Genomic DNA, 16,277 nt, shown 5'->3' with positions numbered 1-16,277 from the left:
AGCGTGCTGTGGGCGGGGCGGATGCCGCGTGGGGCTACCACTGGGCTCAGTGGTGGTGGTCCGGGGCGCTGTGGGTGGGGCCGGGCGGGTGTTCAGGGGGCGGAGCGGCGTAGGGCGATGACGGCCAGGTCGTCGGCGCGCTGACCGTTGCCGGCCAGGCCGTCGAGCAGGCGGGTGCAGAAGTCGTCCAGGTCGCCCTCGACCTCGGCCGCCGCCGTGGCCAGGGCGCTCAGGCCCACGTCGATGTCGGCGTCGCGGCGTTCGACCAGGCCGTCGGTGTAGAGGATCAGGGTGCCGCCGGGCGGCAAGACGAACTCGAAGTCGTCGGGACGCCGGGCGTTGATGCCGAGCAGCGGGCCGTGCGCGTGCAGGAAACGGACCCCCTCGGCGGTACGCAGCAGCGGTGGCGGGTGCCCGGCGCTGGCCATCCGCACGTGCCCGGTCGCCGGTTCGAGGGTGAGTAGGCAGACCGTGGCCGAGTCGGTCGGCAACACCGTACGCATGAAGTGATTGACCAGCTCGAGCACCGCACCCGGCGGATGGCCCTCGACCGCGTAGGCCCGCACCGCGTGCCGGATCTCGGCCATCACCGTGGCCGCGTGCAGCGAGTGCCCGGCCACGTCACCGATCGCCACCAGCAAGCGGCCGTCGACCATGGTCATCTCGTAGAAGTCGCCGCCGACCTCGGTCTGGTGGCCGGCCGGCTCGTAGCGGACCGCCCGTTCCAGGCCGGGCACCTCGGGCAGCCGCGACTGCAGCAGGCTGCGCTGGAGCATGACCGCGATCCGGTGCTCCTCGTCGTACGACCGTTGCGCCTCGACCGCCGCCGCCACCGCCTGCACGAGCTGCCGCAGCACCGGAAAGCCGGGCGTCTGCGAACTGCCCGGCACGGCCACATAGACCGGCGGCCGGTCGATGCGCAGCCGCGCCACCGCCACCGCGACGGACTCGCCCTCGGGCCAGGACACCACGTCCCAGTCGCCGGGTTCGTCGGTGCGGACCAGCGAACCCACGGCCACGTTGCCGTCGTCCAGCGACCACGGCCGCACCGGAGAGCCGGTCGCGGCCAGGCTGACGCCGTCGGAGTTCTCGGCCAGCACCACCACCGGGCCGCCGAAGATCGACAGGGCGCCGGCCGCGGCCGCCTCCAGCAGGCCGGACAGGGTCGACGAGGAGTTGATCTCCAGCGTGGTCTCGGCCAGCTTGACCATGCGCGCGGCCAGCGTCTCGGCCCGCTGCCGGGCTCGGTAATAGCGCAGCACCGCCTGGACGGTCGCGATCAGTTCGTCCGGTTCGATCGGCTCGACCAGGTAGGCGTCCGCGCCGCGGTTGAGGCCCTGAGCCCGATCGACCACGTCGACCGCGTGCGCCGACACGTGGATCACCGGCAGCACTCCGTACTCGGGATCGCTCTTGATCCTCTCGCAGACGTCGAAACCGCTCATGTCCGGCAGCTTCACGTCGAGTACCACCAGGTCGACGGCGGCGCCGGGCAGCATGGCCAGCGCGTCCGTACCGGCCTCGGCCTCGAGCACGCTGAAGCCGGCCCGGCTCAGCCAGCTCACCAGCAGGTAACGCTTGGTAGCACTGTCGTCGACGACCAGGATCGAGGCGGGAGTCACGGCGCACCGACCGGCAGGACGACGGTGAATGTGCTCCCCTTCCCGGGCTCGGACTCGACCCGGAGCGCACCACCGAGGATGGTGACCAAGCGGCGGGCGTACGGCAGACCGAGGCCGGTGCCCTTGCCGCTCAGCGCCCGGCTGCCGGGCACCTGGTAGAACTCCTCGAAGACGCGTTCGTGCAGCTCAGGTGGGATGCCGGCGCCGGTGTCGGCGACCTTGAAGACGGCGTCGTCGCCGACCGGGGTCACGCTCAGCCGCACCGAACCCTCGGCCGTGAACTTGATCGCGTTGGTCAGCAGGTTGCGTAACACCTGGGCCAGCAGCACCTCGTCGGTGCGCAGGACCGGCAGCCCGGGCTCCTCGACCACGAAGTCCACCTCGGGACGGGTGGCCAGCGGGCGCAGGGTGCCGCGGAGCTGGCCGAAGACCGCGCGCAGGTCGACGTCGGACGGCGTCGGCTCGATCCGGCCGGCCTCGGCCTTGGCCAGGTCGAGCAGGTCGTTGACCAGGGCCAGGAGGTCGGTGGCGGAGGTGCGGATCAGCTCCACCTGGCGGTCCTGCTCGCTGGTCAGCTGGTCGGAGCCGTCGTCGGCGAGCAGCCGGCTCAGCCCGATGATCGCGGTGACCGGGGCGCGCAGCTCGTGGCTGACATTGGCCAGGAACCGGCTCTTCGCCTCGCTGGCCGCGCGCAGCTGCACCGATTTCTCGTCCAGCTCGGCATAGAGCGCCACCACACCGCGGTTGGTCTCCTCCAGCTCCTCGGAGAGCTGGTGGTAGAGCGCCATCACGCCCTTGTTGGTCTCTTCCAGCTCGGCGTTCAGCCGGGCCAGGTCGTCACGCTGCGCCCGCACCTCGTCGAGGGCGGAAATGAGCTGCTGATTCTGCACCGCCAGCTCGTCGAGCGGGGTGCCGGGCCGGTGCGCGTCGAGGCGGGCGCGGATCTCGTCCATGGATTCCGGGGTCAGACTGTTGGCCCCGGCCGGGAGGCGGCGCGCCATCCGGACCACCGTACCCGTCTCACCATCATCGACCTCCATCATGTCGACCAGCCGTCCGGCCACCCGCAACTGCTCGGCGACCGGCGCCGCGTCAGCGCCGACCGGACGAGTCATCTCTACCAGAAGACTGGGGGCGGGGCCTTGGGCGAGCCGGAACGCGACCGTCGTGACCTGTCCGCTCGCCACCATCACCCGGGCCGCCTCGCTGAGCGCGGTGGCCACCCGGGTCTGATCCTGTTCCTCCAGGCCCATTTCGCGGGCGACCTCACGGCCGAGCTGCCGGACGACGAACACGTCCTGCGCCACCCGGAGCCGGATCTGGGCCAGGACGTCATTCATGGCGGGCCACCAGCACGCCGGCGTCGTCACGGCGGGTGCCGGCGTCGCGCAGCACCGTCGCGGCGATCACCTGCGGTGAGTGACTGAGCAGGCCGGGATAGTCCCCGGGGTTCCAGCGGTCGACCACGCCGTCGGAGTGCATGATCAGCGTCGAGCCGGTCGGGAACGAGTAGTCGTACGACCGGATCTGCCGCCGCTGGTGGCCGGCGATGCCCGGCAGCGACACCAGGCCCTTGCGCGGGACGCCGTGCGCGTGGATGGTTCCGGTGATGTTGCCCAGTCCGGCGTAGTGCACCACGCCGGCCTCCTGGTCGGTCTCGGCGACGGCGACGGCCGCGCCGCGGGTGTGTGCGAGGCCGCGGTGCAGGGCTTCGACGACGGTCGTGGGTGGTCCGGGGGCGGCGAGCCGGAAGACGCGTACGGCCTCCTGGGCGGCCGCCGCGGCCAGCGGACCGTGGCCCAGGCCGTCGACCATCAGCACCTGGTGGCGGCCGTCGGCGACGCGCACCGCGCAGGCGTCGCCGCTGTGCTGCTCGCCGGTCAGCGGCCGGGTGATTCCGGCGGCCCAGGCGGGTGCGGGCGCCGTCGCGGGCCAGATCTGGGCGGTCAGCACGGTGCCCTTGCCGGGTACGGAGTGCAGATCGGCCCAGCTCGCCTGGCGCAGGATCGCGCCCAGCCCGATGCCCAGCGTGCCGGCGGTGGAGTGCCCGTCGAAGGCCGAGCGGGCGACGTCGGCCATGCCGGGTCCGCTGTCCATGGCGATCACCTCGACCCCCGCGCTCGCGCTGGCCTCGTCGCGTACCGTGCGGACCATCATTGTGCCCTGCTCGGCGTGCTTGACCAGGTTGCCCGCGGCCTCGGCGACCATGATCGACAGGTCGGCCAGCCGCTTGGCGGGCAGGGCGAGCTCGGCGGCCAGGCGTTCGGCGGCGCGTCGGACGCCCGAGGCGGAGGCGGCCTCCTCGACCCGGAACCAGGCGCCGCCGTCCAGCAGCCCGCTGAGCACGTCATCGTTCATCGACACCACTTGGTGACCGTAATGGTCGTACCCTCACCGATCTTGGTGTCGATCTCGAACTCGTCGACCAGCCGGCGCGCACCGGACAGCCCGAGCCCGAGCCCGCCGCCGGTGGTGTACCCGTCGGTGAGCGCGAGATCGAGGTCGGCGATCCCCGGCCCTTCGTCGGCGAAGACGATGCGGATGCCCTTGCGTCGCCCGTTGTCCACCGAGATCAGCTCGACGGTGCCCCCGCCGCCGTAGACCAGCGTGTTGCGGGCCAGCTCACTGGCCGCGGTGACCAGCTTGGTCTGGTCGACGAGGGAGAGCTTGGCGGCCACGGCGGCGGTCCGGATCAACTGGCGGACGCGGACGACGTCCTGGTCGGAAGCGACCGTGATCCGTTCGGTCATGGCGTTGGCACCGGCTCGTCGTCGTCCTCGCCGATGTCCGCGTCGTACCCGGCTCGGGCCAGCATCGCCATACCCAGCTCGACGTTCAGGGCGGTCCGGATGCCGGGCAGCTGAAGGCCCAGCTCGACCAGCGTGATCGCCACGGCCGGGCGCATGCCGACGACGACCGTCTCGGCGTCCAGCACGCGGGAGATGGAGGCGATCGTGGCCAGGGTGCGGCCGACGAACGAGTCGACGATGTCCAGCGCGCTGATGTCGATGATCACGCCGTGCGAGCTGGTGGCGACGATCCGGTCGGCCAGGTCTTCCTGCAACTGCAGGGCGACCTGGTCCTCCATGTCGATCTGGATCGAGACGAGCAGGACGTCGCCGATCTTCAGAATCGGGACCCGCTCCATGTCAGCGGCCCTTGCCCGGGGCGTTGAGCCTGATCACGTGGCGCAGTGCGTCGGCCAGGGACGCCTTGGTCGCGATGTCGCCGAACTCGATGCCCAGGGCCACGATCGTCTGGGCGATCTGCGGGCGGATGCCGGAGATGATGCACTCGGCGCCCATCAGGCGGGCGGCCACCACGGTCTTGAGCACGTGCTGCGCGACCTGGGTGTCGACCGCCGGCACGCCGGTGATGTCGATGATCGCGTACGGGGATCCGGTGTCCACCAGCGTCTGCAGCAGGCGTTCCATGACCACCTGGGCCCGGGCCGAGTCGAGCGTGCCGACCAGCGGGACCGCGACCACGCCCTCCCACAGCTTGACCACCGGGGTGGACAGCTCCAGCAGCTGCTCGGCCTGGTCGGCGATGAGTTCCTCGCGGACCCGGACGAAGCTGTCGAAGGTGTGGAGCGCGGCCTGGTCGACGAAGGCGGAGAACGCGACGTAGTCACTCAAGGTGGCGGCGCCGTCGCTGCCGTTCGTTCCCAGGATGCCGAGCACGATGTCCTTCAACGCGAACACGCTGACCGCGGTCTCGTTGGCCGTGAAGCCCTGCCGGGCCCGGGTCGCCGACAGGTCGCCGAGCAGGCCCCGGAGCTCGGCCGCGCTGTCCGCGTCGAGGCCGGCCGCCCCGCCGTCGAGCGCGGTGATGAAGGCGCGCTGCAGATCGCCGATCTGGCGTTCCAGCTCGGCGTGACTCAGGCGCCCGCGCAGGCTCGACGTGACGACCTCCACCCATCGCCGGCTCAGGTCATCGGCGTGACCTTTCAACAACTCGGCGAAGCGGCTCGCCTCATCCGAAGTCAGCGCCACCGCGGCCTCCCAGCTGTGGACCCAATGCGACGGGCGGGACTCTACCACCGGCGCCGCCAATAGTTGCCATCAGCCAACTAACGCCCCGTGCTGCACGTCACCGGGCTCGTGGAGTACCGTCTGCTCATAACTGGAGGTCCTGAATGTCCCTGACGGTACAAACGGAACAACGCGGCGATGTCGTCGTGGTCTCGGTGGCCGGTGAGCTCGACATGGCGACCGCCCCACAGCTGCAGGACCAGATCAGTGACCTGCTCGAGAAGGGTCGCAACCGGCTGGTCTTCGATCTGGCCGAGGTGTCGTTCTGCGACTCGACCGGGCTGTCGGTCTTCGTCCGGGCCAAGAACAGCACCGACGACGCCGGTGGTGTCGTGCGCCTGGCCGCCCCGCAGCGCGGCGTGCTGCGCATCCTCGAGGTGAGTGGCCTGGTCGAGGTGCTGCACACGTACCCCTCGGTGGACGAGGCCGTCGACGCCCAGGAAAGCCCCACCGCCTAAAGACTTCGCACGCGAGCCCCCTCCTAGTGGAGGGGGCTCTCTTGACGCCGGCTATTCACTCAGTGAATAGTGTCCGGCATGTCGACGCCCCACGTTCTGCTCGGGCTGCTCGCCGCCGGGCCCCGGCACGGCTACGACCTCAAGCGTGCCCACGACGAGCGCCTGCCCCGGGCCAAACCGGTCGCCTACGGCCAGGTGTACGCCACCCTCGGCCGGCTGCAACGGGACGGCTACGTCGCCCCCTCCGGCCAGGACCGCGACGCCGGCCCCGACCGCACCTCGTTCGCGCTGACCGACACCGGCCGGGCCCACCTCGACCGGTGGCTGACCGAGGTCGAGACCCCCGCGCCGTACGTGGTCAGCACGCTCTTCACCAAGGTCGTGGTCAGCCTGTTGGTCGCCGACGAGCACCGGGCCCGCGACTACCTGATCGCCCAGCGTGCCGCCCACGTCCAACGCATGCGCGAGCTCACCCAGCTCAAGACCAGCCCCGGCGCCGGCCTCACCGACATCGTCGCCGCCGACTACGCCCTCGGCCATCTCGACGCCGACCTGCGCTGGCTGGAGAACACCCTGCGCCGGGTGGCCGAACTCTCCTCGGAGGTGCACCGATGACCCCAGTGCTGGCCGGCACCGGCCTGACCCGCTCGTACGGCGTCACCCCGGCCCTGCGCGGCGTCGACATCACTGTCGGTGAGGGCGAGATCGTCGCCATCACCGGCCCGTCCGGCTGCGGCAAGTCGACGCTGCTGCACTGCCTCTCCGGCATCATGCCGGTCGACCAGGGGCAGGTGCTCTTCCGCGGGGAGGACATCGCCGGCTGGTCCGAAGCCCGGCGCTCCACTCTGCGGCGGACCCGGTTCGGCATCCTCTTCCAGTTCGGCCAGCTGGTCCCCGAGCTCACCGCGGCCGAGAACGTCGCCCTGCCGTTGCTGCTGGCCGGGGCCCGCCGCCGCGCCGCGCACACCGCCGCCCTCAACTGGCTGGACCGCTTCGGCGTCGCCGACCAGGCCGGCCGGCGGCCCGGCGAGATGTCCGGCGGCCAGCAGCAGCGTTGCGCCCTGGCCCGCGCGATGGTCACCGCCCCCGCGGTCCTCTTCGCCGACGAGCCCACCGGCGCCCTCGACGTCCGCACCGGCGAACAGGTCCTCACCGAGATCGTCCAGGTGGCGCGGGCCGAGCGGATGGCGGTCGTGCTGATCACCCATGAGACCCAGATCGCCGCGTACGCCGACCGCGAAGTCATGCTCCGCGACGGTGTCGTGGATCCCACCGGCCTTGGCCTGGGTTCGGTCCGATGACCGCGGCCGCAGTCCTCCGCCTCGCCCCGCGCTCCCGCCGCTTCAACCCGCGCGCCCTTCGCCCCGCGGTGCGCCCGCTTTGTTCCGCCCCCTTCCTTGCTCCGCGTGTGTTTTGTCGTGGTGTGGGGGCGGTTCGATGAGGCCCGGCACGCTGTTTCGGCTGGCGCTGGCCGGGAGCCGCACCGATCGTCTCCGCACCGGCCTGACCGCCGGCAGCGCCGCGCTGGCGGCAGTGGCCCTACTGGCCGCCGCGACAGTGGCCGCCATCGACGGCGGCGCCCCGGGCCCCGACGGCGAGCTCACCGCCGGCTCCAGTCAGTACGCCAGCACCCTGTTGGTCGAGTCGGGTCTGCGCTCGGGCGTGGTGATCGCCCTGGTCATGCTCGCGCTGCCGGTCCTGGCGCTGGCCGGGCAATGCGTCCGCCTGGGTGCACCGGCCCGGGACCGGCGGCTGGCCGCGATCCGCCTGGCCGGCGCCACCCCAGGTCAGGCCGCGCTGATCGCCGCGGCCGAGACCTTCGTGGCCGGCATCCTCGGCTCGGCCGCCGGCTTCGGGGGCTACCTGCTGCTGCGGGTGCTGCTGGAACGGCGTACCCCGCAAGGTCTTCTGGTCTTGCCCACCGACGTCCTGCCGTCCACCGCGACGATCACCGTCCTGCTGCTGATCGTCCCGCTGGCCGCCGCGCTGATCGGCATGCTCCTGCTGCGGCGCGTCCTGATCGGGCCGCTCGGCGTCCTGCGGCGCGGCCGGAAGCGCTCGCCCAAGCCGTGGCCCGGCCTGCTCATCGCCGCCGGTCTGATCCTCTTCGACGGCCCGTCCCACTTGCGCGACAACGCCCTGTCCCCGAACACGACGGCCACGATCATGGGCGTCGGCGTGGTGTCCACCATGGTCGGTGTGGTCCTCGGCACCGGCTGGATCTCGTACACAGCGGGCCGGGTCCTGCATCGGGTCGGCCGGCGCCCCGCGATCCTGCTGGCATCCCGCCGCCTGATGGCCGACCCGTGGAACGGCAGCCGTACCCTCGCCGCCCTGCTGACCGGCATCCTGGCCGGCGCCATCGCCCTGGGCTACCGCGAAATGATGATCACCGGCTTCGCCGCCGACGCGAAGATCAACGCGCTGTCGACCGACGGCACGACCCAGGGCAGCGCCGCGCCCGACGAGTTCTACCTGGGCGCCCTGCGCCTGGTCCTGATCGCGGTGGCGGTCGCGCTGGTCGTGGCGACCGCCGGCGTCCTGGTGGCGATGGTCGAGAGCATCGTGGCCCGCAGCCGGTCGTACGCCGCACTGAACGCGGTCGGCGTACCCCGGCGGACCCTGTCCGAGAGCATCCTGTGGCACACCTTCACCCCGCTGCTGCCGGCGGCGGCGATCGCCCTGACCGCCGGCACCGGACTGGCCCGCCTGATGGGCACCACCGAGAAACGAACCGAAACCCAGACGATCTGTACCGGCACGTCGGCGCAGTGCGAGACCGGGGAGCCGCCGTACGTCCAATGGGTGACCAAGCACGAGATCGTGCTGAACATCCCGGTCCCGTGGACGGGCCTGGCCCTCCTGGCCGCCGTGGTGCTGGCGGCGATGCTGCTGGCCACTGTGGCCGGGCTGCTGGTGCTGCGCTCGACCACCGATCTCAGCGAGTTGCGTACCGCCTAGGGGTGCGGTTCGCCTTCGGGGCGCTGTTCTGTGGCGTTCGCCTTTGGGCGGGCTTCTCTGCGGCGCTCGCTTTGGGTGGGCTTCTCCACAGTCGTGGCTGTGGTTGGTCCGATGAGGTCGGCGGTCGACCTCATGGCTCCGGGCAGGCCGGATCGATAGCGTCGACGGCATGGATTTGTTGCCGCGCCCCCGGCCGGCAGGGGTATTGCCGCATTCCCCGGCCGGCGGGGGAGAGAGGGGGCTATGCCAGTCCGACCACGTCCAAGACCCAAGCCGCCACAAACGCCTCCTCTTTCCAGGCGTCATAGCGGCCCGACGGCCCACCATGGCCGGCTCCCATCTCCGTTTTCAGGAGGTAGGTGCCCTCCGGCGCCACTGCCCGCAGTCGGGCCACCCACTTGGCCGGCTCGTGGTAGAGGACCCGGGTGTCGTTGAGCCCGCTCATGGCCAGGATCTGCGGATAACGGACCGGCGCCACGTTCTCGTAGGGGGAGTAGGACTTCATGTAGGCGTACACGTCGGGGTCTTCCAGGGGGTTGCCCCACTCCTCCCACTCGGTGACCGTGAGCGGGAGCGACGGGTCGAGGATGCTGGTCAGCGGGTCGACGAACGGGACCTGGGCCACGATGCCGGCGAACGCGTCGGGGGCGAGGTTGGCCACCGCGCCCATCAGGAGGCCGCCGGCCGAGCCGCCGCGGGCGACCAGGCGGTCGGCCGACGTCCACGCGTGCTTGACCAGCGTCTGGGCGCAGGCCACGAAGTCGGTGAACGTGTTCTTCTTGGCCAGCAGCTTGCCGTCCTCGTACCAGCGACGGCCCATCTCGCCGCCGCCGCGGATGTGGGCGATCGCGAAGACCACGCCTCGGTCCAGCAGGGACAGACGGGCGATGGAGAAGTAGGGGTCGATGCTGTACTCGTACGAGCCGTAGCCGTAGAGCACGAGCGGGGCGGAGCCGTCGCGTGGCGTGCCCTTGCGCGCGACGATCGAGATCGGGACCTTCGTGCCGTCGTCGGCGATCGCCCACTCGCGGAACTGGTCGTACCGGGCCGGGTCGTAGCCGCCGAGCACCGGCTGGCGCTTGCGCAGGGTCATCTCGCGGGTGATGAGGTCCACGTCGTACACCGACTCGGGGGTGACCATCGACGTGTAGCTGATCCGCATGGTCTGGGTGTCGTACTCCGGGTTGGAGGTCAGCCCGACGCTGTAGAGCGGCTCGGGGAACTCCATGTCGTACGCCTCGGTGCTGCCGTCGGCCATCACCCGCAGGCCGGTCAGGCCGTCCTTGCGCAGCGAGATCACCACGTGCCGCTGGAACGAGTCGACCGACTCGAGCCGGATGCCGGGCTGCGGCGGGATCAGCTCGACCCAGTCGCCGGGGGCGTCGGCCGACGTGTACGCCAGCGCGAAGTCCTCCGCCTCGTGGTTGTGCAGGATCAGGAAGCGGTGGCCGTGGTGCTCGACCGAGTATTCGACGCCCTGCCGGCGTGGGGCGATCACCACCGGCTCGGCCGTCGGGGTGTCGGCGGGAATCGCGCGTACCTCAGAACTGATCTTGCTGTGGGCGTCGATCAGGATGAACTTGTCGCTGCGGGTGAGATCGACGCCGACGAAGAAGCGCTCGTCGGGCTCCTCGAAGATCATCACGTCGTCGGTGGCGGGGTGGCCGACGATGTGGCGCCACACGCGGTAGGGGCGCCAGGCGTCGTCGACCGTGATGTAGAACAGCACCGACGCGTCCAGCGACCAGGCGCTGCCGTACCCCGTGTCGGTGACCTCGTCGGCGAGCACCTCACCCGTACGCAGATCCTTGACCTTGAGGGTGAAGCGCTCGTCGCCGGTGAAGTCGGTCGAGTAGGCCAGCCAGTTGCCGTCGGGGCTCACGTCGAACGTGCCGAGCTGGAAGAACTCGTTGCCCTCGGCCAGTTCGTTGCCGTCCAGCAGCACCTGCTCGTCGGCGGCGCCCTCGGCCGGCGGGGCGGTTTCGCCGGGGCGGACCGGCACGCGGCACTGGATGCCGTACTGCTTGCCCTCCTGCGTACGTGTGTAATACCACCACTCGCCCTTGCGGACCGGCACCGTCAGGTCGGTCTCCTGGGTCCGCGCCTTGATCTCGCCGAACACCGTCTCGCGCAGACCGGCCAGATGCGCCGTCGTCTGCTCGGTGAAGGCGTTCTCCGCCTCCAGATAGGAGATCGTGTCGGGATTGTCCTTATCCGTCAGCCAAGCGTAGTCGTCAGTCACGGTGTCGCCGTGGAAGGTCCGCTCGGAGGGGACGCGGGCGGCCGAAGGCACATTGCTCGTCACCCCGCTCAGGTTACCGTCGTGTCTTCGCATGTCAGCGCCGACTAGTCGCATGAACAGCCCTCCCCGGCCCCATTCGAACATGTGTACGATACGCCAGAATGGACGATCTTCCGGGTCATCGATGTCAGGGGACGGTGTGATGCCCGCGACGAACGGCTCGCCCCCGTTACCGCCACGCCGCGAGCCGGTGCTGCGCGCACTGGCCGATATCAGCGGCCCCGACTTCGCGCGTACCGCCCGCTCGGTCGACACCGTCGCCGGCCGGCGGGTCAGCTTCGTGACCGTCCCGGCGACCGCCCGTCAGGTCGAGGACACCCTGCGGATCGCGGCGGAGCGGGGGCTCGCCGCGATGGCCCGGGGTTCCGGCAGCAAGATCGATTGGGGTACGCCACCGGCCGGCGTCGACCTCCTGGTGGACACCGGGCGCCTCGGCGGCCTGTGGAACCACCGTCCCTCCGAGTTGTCCGCCGAGGTCGGCACGGGCACGCCCGTCCGCGCCCTGCAGGCCGCCCTGGCCCTGCGCGGCCAGCGGCTGGCCGTCGACCCGCCGTCCCGCGCGGCCACCGTCGGGGGCATGCTCGCCACCAACGAGTCCGGTCCGCTGCGCCACAAGTACGGCCAGCCCGCCGCCCAGGTCGCGGGGGTGGGCTATGTGGACCCGGAAGGCCGCCGCCGCGACACCGACCTGGTCGGCGACGACTTCGAGGGCGTGCTGCTGACCGCGGTGCTCCGGCTCGAGCCGCTGCCGGCCGCCCGGCGCTGGGTGTCCATACCCGTCTCGACCCCGCTTCAGGTCCACAACCTGGTCGACGAGGCTCTCGCGCAGCAGGTCGACCCCAGCGCGGTCGAGGTCGACCTACCCACTCCCATGCCCGGCGGCCGCACCGTCGAGCAACCACCAGGCGCGGTCGCGGTTCTGCTCGAAGGCGGCGCGCAATCGGTGGTCGAGCGCGCGGGCCGGCTGGTCCGGTCGTTGGGCGCGGGCGCCGAGATCGCCGAGATCGCACCGACCTGGTGGGGCCGCTACCCGTTCACCGCCAAGGATGTCGCCCTGCGCATCTCGGTCAAGATCGAAGACCTTCATGCCGCCGTGTACGCCTTACGCGACGCGGCCGGCGGCGCGGTTCCGATCCGTGGCTCGGCCGGCGTCGGCACGGTGCACGCGGTCCTGCCCGGCGACCTGGCCCCCGACCGCATCGCCGCCATCGTGGACTCGGTCCGCAGCGTCCTGATGGCTCGCAGCGGCCGCGCGATGGTCATCAGCGCGCCGCCGGCGATTGCCCGAGAGGTCGACATCGCCGGTCGCCGTGAGCTCTTCTGACTGAGGTTCTTCTGACCGTGGCCTTCCGGACTGCGGCCATCCTGGCCGTGTCGACCGACTACCGCATCTACCGCAAGGTGCTGAGCTGATGGAGACCCTGATTTCGACCGGGCCCTCGGCCACGGGATCACCGCCCACGGCAGCACCGGCTTCGCCGTTTCAGGCCCTGGTACGCGCGGAGCACGAGCCCGTTGAGGGTTAGGGCTGGTGGAAGAGCTCGGCCGGCTCGGTCGGGTGGGCGCTGCCCAGAACCTCGGTCGCCTTGTGCCGCCCGAAATCGGCCAGCGACCCCACCGCATAGCTCAGATAGGCGAACTGCCCCATCTGCGCCACCTGCGTGAGCGCCAGCTGGTGCGAAGTCAGCCGCCGGGGCAGCAGCGGCGCCCCGGCGCCCAGCATCACCGGCGCCACGCCCAGGATGATCTCGTCGAGCAGTCCCTGGTCGGCGAACTCGCCCACCAGGTCGCCGCCGCCGACGAGCCAGACGTTCTTGCCTTGGGCGGCGACCACCATCGCCTCGTGGACGCGCCGCACGTCACCGCTGATGAAGAAGATGTTGGCGTCCGGTACCGGTGGCAGGTCACGGTGGGTGAAGACCCAGCACGGTACGTCGCCGTACATGTCGTGCCAGTTTTGCGGTTCCTCGAGCAGGTTGTCGTTGGCGAGGATCCACTCATAGGTGGTGGCGCCCATGGTGAAGGCGCCCACCCCGGCAAAGAACGCCCCGAACGGGTTGTCGGTGCCCTCGTCGACCTCGAACAGCCAGTCGAGCGAATTGTCCGGATCGGCGATGTATCCGTCGATGCTCGTCGCGGTGTAGTACTGCGTCTTCACGACGATCACGATGCCACTTCCGCTGGACAAAAACGGGCGAAATGCCTAACTGACCGCGTACGTGAGGTAGGCGAACTGATGCACCTGCCGCACCGACGTCAGGGTGAGGCGGGTGGACGGGAGCCGCCGTGGGAGTAGCGGGGCGCCGGCACCGAGTGTCACCGGCGCGACCCCGACGATCAGCTGGTCGAGCAGCCCGGCGTCGGCGAACTGCCCGGCCAGATCACCGCCCCCGACCAACCAGATGTCCTTCTCGCCGGCCGCGGCGACCATCTCGGCGTGCACCGGCCGCACCTCGCCCCGGACAAAGCGGGCATCGACGCCGGGCACCGGATCCAGCGAACGGTTGCTGAAGACCCACGCGGGGACGTCGCCGTAATAGCCGTGCCACTTGGCCGGATCGGAGCGCAGATCCTCGTGGTCGATGACCCATTCCCAGGTCGTCCGGCCCATGGCGAAGGCCCCGATCGAGGCGAAGAACGAGGGAAAGTCCGAGTTGTCACCGGAGTCCGCCTCGAACAGCCACGAGAGCGAGTTGTCGGAATCGGCGATGTACCCATCGAGCGTGGTCGCGGTGTAATACGTCGTAAGCGCCATGCCCGAAAGCCTGCCAGCGCCGTACGACAGTTACGGCCCGAGCCGGCGGCGGGACAAGCCTAGGCGTCGTTCCGCAGCACCAGGATCGCGATGTCGTCCCGCGGCTCCTCGACCGAGAAGTTGATCGTCGTCGAGCGCAGTCGCGCCGCCATCACGTCGGCCGGGTAGCCGGCCAATGGCGCCGCCGCCTCGCGCAGCCGGGCCGTGCCGAAGAGCTCGCGGCCGCGCCGGCGCTCGGTCACACCGTCGGTGTAGAAGATCAGCGAGTCGCCCGGCCCGAGCGTGACCAGTTCGTCCGGCGACGAGATGGTTTCCAGGAGGCCCAGCGCCGTCCCGCCCTCACCCACGAACGAGGTCTTGCCGTCGGCCCGGACCAGCACCGCCCGGTCGTGGCCGGCCAGGTGCAGGCAGACCGCGAGCGTCCCGTCCTTCTGCTGGGTCACCGAGGCCATCGCCAGCGTGCAGTAGCGGCCGCCGCCCCGCTGGACCAGCGTCCGGTTGACCCGGCAGAGGATCTCGGTCATCGGCTTGCCGTCGTCGACCAGGATCCGGATCACGTCCCGGACCAGGCCGGTCACGGTGGCCGCCTGCACGCCCTTGCCCGAGACGTCACCGACCACCACGACCCAGCCGTCGGCGGAGGGGCCGGGCACCACGTCGTAGAAGTCGCCGCCCACCTCACTGCCGGTGGGGACGTACTCGGCGGCGAAACCCACACCGTCGACGTGCGGCAGGGCCGGCGGCAGGAGTGAAGCCTGCAGCGTGCGCGCGACCTTGCGCCGCTCGTCGTGGATGCGGGCGTTGTCGATGGCCAGCGCGGCCCGGCGAGCCACGTCCTCGAGCACCGCGACCTCGTCGGCGTCGTGCCGGTGCCGGTGGTGCCGGCCCACCGCGAGCGTGCCCAGCCGCTGCCCGCGGGCGACCAGCGGCACCGCGAAACCGTCGGCCGGCGCCCCGAACATCACCTGCGTGCCCAGCCGGGACGCCTCCTCGAGCCGGGCCAGGACCGAGTCGGGACCGGACTCGGCCAGCCGGGCGTGCAACTCGGCGACGGCCGCCTCGTCGGCGTGGGTGGCCGCGGCGAGTTGTAGCCGGCCCCAGGCGTCGGTGGTGTGCACCGCGCACCACTGGCCCAGTCGCGGCACCACCAGCTGCGGGATCAGGGCCATGGTGAGGTTGACGTCGAGCGACTGGGCGAGCAGCTCGCTGGCCTCGGCCAGGAAGGTCAGCCAGGTCTGCCGGCGCAGGTCGGCGCGGCGCAGCCGGTCGTTCTCGAGGTGCAGGGAGAGGCGCTCGGCGACGATCGAGGCCAGCGGGTGCCCGTACCCGTCGGGTGAGGCGTCCAGCTCCAGCTCTCCCGCGTACGGACGCTGCACGTTGAGCCCGACCCGGATGGTGGCCGCATCGTCCCGGGGAGCGCGACCGTAGCGGGCCATGATCTGTCGTCCGGTGCCGTCGCCGCGGTCGAGGCGCACCACGCCGCCGGCCGCGCCGGTCAGGCGGGCCAGGCGGGAGAGCAACTCGAGGGCGAAGTCGGCCAGACCCTCCTCGGTGCTGCGTTCGGGGTCGACCTCGAGCAGCGCGGCGAGCGCCCCCACGCTGGGCAGATCGGCCTCCGGGGAGGCGCCGGTGGGCACGGCCGACGCGACCGAATTGCCACTCGTCCGGCCTTCGAGCCGGAACCAGACGCCCTTGCCGGTGCCCTCGTGAACAGTTCCCCAACGACTGGCGAAATGATCGACCAGGAGCAGGCCGCGGCCCCGTTCGGCGACCTCGCCGATGTCCACGCTGTCGTTGCGCGGGCCGACCGCCAACTGCTCGACCGGGCCGGGCGCGAAGTCGGTGACGGTCACGGTCAGGCCTTCGTGGTCGGCCGCGACCTCGATGTCGAGCTCGGTGTTGGCGTGCACGACCGCGTTCGTGGAAAGCTCGGTGGTCAGCAGCAGGGCTTCATTGAGCAGCGCGTCCAGGCCGGCTTCCTCGAGCACCGAGCGGACCAGGGCGCGGGCGGCGGCGGGCGTACGCCGGTCGTTGGGCAGCCGGACCCGGCGCACCAGGGCGCCTCCGGTTCCCGCTTCCACCGACACGAGAAGCATCCTCCCCTGTTCTCCGCTCGATGCACAAAGCATGTCTCGCATCAACCCG

The 16,277-nt window shown here is 71.1% G+C and carries 15 protein-coding genes; 5 read left to right on the top strand and 10 right to left on the bottom strand.

What is annotated here, in order from left to right:
* Positions 1-92: 92 nt before the first annotated feature.
* Genes ACGFIO_RS16425 through ACGFIO_RS16400 form a run of 6 tightly spaced genes read right to left on the bottom strand, consistent with a single transcriptional unit; the run spans position 93 to position 5,617 of the window.
* On the bottom strand, positions 93-1,622 hold the full coding sequence (locus tag ACGFIO_RS16425) for a SpoIIE family protein phosphatase (RefSeq protein ID WP_392826994.1): 1,530 nt from the start codon (positions 1,620-1,622) through the stop codon (positions 93-95).
* Positions 1,619-2,962: an ATP-binding protein gene (locus tag ACGFIO_RS16420; RefSeq protein ID WP_392826993.1), complete on the bottom strand. Its 1,344-nt coding sequence runs from the start codon at positions 2,960-2,962 to the stop codon at positions 1,619-1,621. Before ACGFIO_RS16420 ends, ACGFIO_RS16425 begins: the two co-directional genes overlap by 4 nt.
* Positions 2,955-3,980: a SpoIIE family protein phosphatase gene (locus ACGFIO_RS16415; protein ID WP_392826991.1), complete on the bottom strand. Its 1,026-nt coding sequence runs from the start codon at positions 3,978-3,980 to the stop codon at positions 2,955-2,957. The genes ACGFIO_RS16420 and ACGFIO_RS16415 overlap by 8 nt, the downstream gene beginning before the upstream one ends.
* Complete coding sequence (locus tag ACGFIO_RS16410) at positions 3,977-4,372, bottom strand: ATP-binding protein (RefSeq protein ID WP_392826990.1); 396 nt, start codon at positions 4,370-4,372, stop codon at positions 3,977-3,979. The genes ACGFIO_RS16415 and ACGFIO_RS16410 overlap by 4 nt, the downstream gene beginning before the upstream one ends.
* Positions 4,369-4,770 carry an STAS domain-containing protein gene (locus ACGFIO_RS16405; protein WP_392826988.1) on the bottom strand — a complete coding sequence of 134 codons (402 nt, stop codon included), beginning with the start codon at positions 4,768-4,770 and terminating at the stop codon, positions 4,369-4,371. The genes ACGFIO_RS16410 and ACGFIO_RS16405 overlap by 4 nt, the downstream gene beginning before the upstream one ends.
* A gap of 1 nt (position 4,771) precedes the next feature.
* Positions 4,772-5,617, bottom strand: coding sequence for an STAS domain-containing protein (locus ACGFIO_RS16400; protein ID WP_392826986.1), 846 nt, complete (start codon positions 5,615-5,617; stop codon positions 4,772-4,774).
* Between the two features lie 143 nt (positions 5,618-5,760).
* Here ACGFIO_RS16400 and ACGFIO_RS16395 point away from each other — a divergent pair, with 143 nt between their 5' ends.
* The 4 genes from ACGFIO_RS16395 (at position 5,761) to ACGFIO_RS16380 (ending at position 9,075) form a co-directional block, all read left to right on the top strand.
* Positions 5,761-6,114: an STAS domain-containing protein gene (locus ACGFIO_RS16395; protein WP_364322269.1), complete on the top strand. Its 354-nt coding sequence runs from the start codon at positions 5,761-5,763 to the stop codon at positions 6,112-6,114.
* Between the two features lie 78 nt (positions 6,115-6,192).
* Complete coding sequence (locus ACGFIO_RS16390; protein ID WP_392826984.1) at positions 6,193-6,729, top strand: PadR family transcriptional regulator; 537 nt, start codon at positions 6,193-6,195, stop codon at positions 6,727-6,729.
* Positions 6,726-7,415: an ABC transporter ATP-binding protein gene (locus ACGFIO_RS16385; RefSeq protein WP_392826982.1), complete on the top strand. Its 690-nt coding sequence runs from the start codon at positions 6,726-6,728 to the stop codon at positions 7,413-7,415. Before ACGFIO_RS16390 ends, ACGFIO_RS16385 begins: the two co-directional genes overlap by 4 nt.
* A 136-nt stretch (positions 7,416-7,551) precedes the next feature.
* On the top strand, positions 7,552-9,075 hold the full coding sequence (locus ACGFIO_RS16380; protein ID WP_392826980.1) for an FtsX-like permease family protein: 1,524 nt from the start codon (positions 7,552-7,554) through the stop codon (positions 9,073-9,075).
* 241 nt (positions 9,076-9,316) lie between these two features.
* Here ACGFIO_RS16380 and ACGFIO_RS16375 read toward each other — a convergent pair whose 3' ends face one another.
* Entirely contained in the window at positions 9,317-11,410 is a 2,094-nt protein-coding gene (locus ACGFIO_RS16375; RefSeq protein WP_392826978.1) for a S9 family peptidase, read from the bottom strand.
* A gap of 109 nt (positions 11,411-11,519) precedes the next feature.
* On the opposite strand from ACGFIO_RS16375, the gene ACGFIO_RS16370 reads away from it, so the two are divergent.
* Positions 11,520-12,701 (top strand): FAD-binding oxidoreductase, encoded by a 1,182-nt coding sequence (locus ACGFIO_RS16370; RefSeq protein ID WP_392826976.1) that lies wholly within the window; start codon positions 11,520-11,522, stop codon positions 12,699-12,701.
* A gap of 198 nt (positions 12,702-12,899) precedes the next feature.
* Here ACGFIO_RS16370 and ACGFIO_RS16365 read toward each other — a convergent pair whose 3' ends face one another.
* The 3 genes from ACGFIO_RS16365 to ACGFIO_RS16355 are packed head-to-tail and all read right to left on the bottom strand — an operon-like array spanning position 12,900 to position 16,228.
* The gene (locus ACGFIO_RS16365; protein WP_392826974.1) at positions 12,900-13,535 is read right to left on the bottom strand and encodes a dihydrofolate reductase family protein; all 636 of its coding nucleotides are present in this window, start codon (positions 13,533-13,535) and stop codon (positions 12,900-12,902) included.
* A gap of 45 nt (positions 13,536-13,580) precedes the next feature.
* A complete protein-coding gene (locus tag ACGFIO_RS16360; RefSeq protein WP_392826973.1) occupies positions 13,581-14,132 on the bottom strand; it encodes a dihydrofolate reductase family protein in 552 nt (183 codons plus the stop codon).
* 59 nt (positions 14,133-14,191) lie between these two features.
* A complete protein-coding gene (locus tag ACGFIO_RS16355) occupies positions 14,192-16,228 on the bottom strand; it encodes a SpoIIE family protein phosphatase (protein ID WP_392826971.1) in 2,037 nt (678 codons plus the stop codon).
* Between the last annotated feature and the right edge of the window lie 49 nt (positions 16,229-16,277).

Source organism: Actinoplanes sp. NPDC049265 (genome assembly GCF_043197135.1).
GTDB lineage: Bacteria > Actinomycetota > Actinomycetes > Mycobacteriales > Micromonosporaceae > Actinoplanes.
Note: the sequence above shows the minus strand (reverse complement) of the source record. Positions and strands in the feature narration are given on the sequence as shown.